At 27.7% G+C, this 2,308-nt stretch carries 1 protein-coding gene; it reads right to left on the bottom strand.

All coding sequences use genetic code 4. The annotated features are described in order from the left end of the window. Positions 1-85: 85 nt before the first annotated feature. Complete coding sequence (locus tag T384_RS0105895; protein WP_027120214.1) at positions 86-2,062, bottom strand: AAA domain-containing protein; 1,977 nt, start codon at positions 2,060-2,062, stop codon at positions 86-88. Between the last annotated feature and the right edge of the window lie 246 nt (positions 2,063-2,308).

Genomic DNA, 2,308 nt, shown 5'->3' on the forward strand with positions numbered 1-2,308 from the left:
GAAAGCGTTTCCGTTTTTTAGTATACTTTTAATAACACGATGTCAATGGTTTCAAAGAAATCTAGACATTAACACACTTAAATCATTACTTCCCATTTATCTTAGTTCAATCATTTTTAGTTAAATTTAAAAGCGAAAGGTTTTCGTTTATTTCATCATATAAATCTGAAGTTAAGGTTTTTAAATGATTAGAAGATTGTTGAATCTTGTTGTAAAGCTGTTTCGCATAAACTAAAAAATCATTATATGTCATAGTTTTCGGTGAACTAATATATTTCTTTAATTTTTCAGTATTAGTGATTTTTTCGGTCTGAATTATCGGTTGATTCGTCTTGTGTAAAAAGAAATTTAGTTTCAACAAATCTTTTGCATTATTATCGATTTTTTGTTTAGATAAAAAACTAATGGTTTTTAAATCTACATATTTGTATAGATCTAAGGTTTTTAGTTTTAAATACTCATTTAGTTTTTCCTCCATTTCAATCGAAAATAAATTGTTTAAAATAATTTCTGAATCAAGTTTATCTTTTTCAACAAATGAATTAAATTCCTGAATCGTTTTAATTGCCTTTTCATTTAGTTGTACATTAGGTTTGTTATTAATAAATTTAACAACAGATTCAAAACTATAATTTTTAAAATATTTTTCTTGCAATATTTTGTCACGAATATCAAAATATTGTCCAATCGTCTGATTTGCTTGTTGAATGTTGTTCTCATCAGCTAAATAATCTAAATTATTAGTTGTGGCTTTTAACTGAGCATAAAAATCATCACGATTGTGAATGTGGTCTTTAATTAATAAAGCATTTTCACGCAAGTTTCCCAAACGGTTGTAAACAACTTCTAAGGCTGCTAATTTTTGTGAAACAAACAAAACCCGTTTATTGCTGTTAATCAGGTTAATAATGATATTAACAATCGTTTGAGACTTTCCTGTTCCTGGTGGTCCTTCAATAACTAGATTATTTGATAAGGCATCTTTGATAACTACGCGTTGACTTCAGTCAAGTGGTGATACATATAAAATTTCTTTTTCTTTTGGAGCATAATCTTTTTCGCCTTCATTAAACGTTTTTGTACTATTAAAAAAATCTTTTAATAAAGGGGAAGCCTTGTCTGGATTTTTCTCTAAATAGTCTAAATCTTTATATAAAGCTAAATCCGAAACTGGAAACATTCCAATGACAACGTTGTTTTTAATAACAAAGTGGTTAACTGGCTGTAAATTTATTTCTTCAATACTTTCAAAATCTTTTTTGGTTATGCTTTTGATCGGCAACAAAGCAGAAGTTTGCGGCTTTGTATATTTAATGCCCAAGCCATCTAAGAGTTTAAATGCATCGTCTAAAATAGTTATTTCATCAGTGTCATCATTGTCATCTTGAATCTTAAAATCAAGTAATTTAGCATCTTGTTCATTAAAACTTAAATAAGCTAAAACAAACACTGGATTAATCATTTTGCCATCTTTAACAAATGTTATTTTATGTTTAGCATTAGCTTCTGTTAATTTGATTTTATGTAATACAAGAGGTGCGCGGAAGTATTTCCCGCCCGGAAATTTCCCCTCAATAAATGGATATCCAAGATATAAATCGTCTTTTCCGTGATCACGATTGTCGCTTTGAACTGAGCGTTCTAAAGATTTAAATTGATCTAATAAGGATTTTTGCTCTGTATCTAATTTAGCAATGATATTTGCCAAAAACTCTTTAATTTCTGAATACGACCCTTTAGCTTTTAAATCGATTCATTTTTTAATATCATTATCTTTTATACATTGTAAAGATTTTTTGATTTCGCTATATGGATTACTACTTTCGGTTTCGAATATTTTAGTAATCTCTTGAAGAGGGTAAGTTTGGGATTGATAGGAAATATCGTAGTTGTATAAAATTGATTTTGTTAAATCACCATCAAATTGCAAAAGACTAGACATTGTGACTAAATCCAGATGATTTTTAGGATATAAAACACTTAAAAAGAATGATTTATTGCGAGAGTCAAGACTAACCAAACGTTGCTTATAAGTTTGATATATATTTTTTACTGTATCCATTGTTAATTCCTATCTTTTTAGCTTATCTTTTTTTAAACACATACTTTTAATAGTTTTAAAAGCATTATCAATTTTACAACAAAATAATGTCTTAAAAAGAATGGTTTTGCTTATTAAATAGATTTATAGAAATACCACAAGTAGTAAAAAAACGGAAGTAATGATTTAAGTGTGTTAATGTCTAGATTTCTTTGAAACCATTGACATCGTGTTATTAAAAGTATACTAAAAAACGGAAACGCTTTC

Origin of the sequence: Mycoplasma testudinis ATCC 43263, assembly GCF_000687795.1 — a bacterium.
Classification (GTDB): Bacteria; Bacillota_I; Bacilli_A; order Mycoplasmatales; family Mycoplasmoidaceae; genus Mycoplasmoides; species Mycoplasmoides testudinis.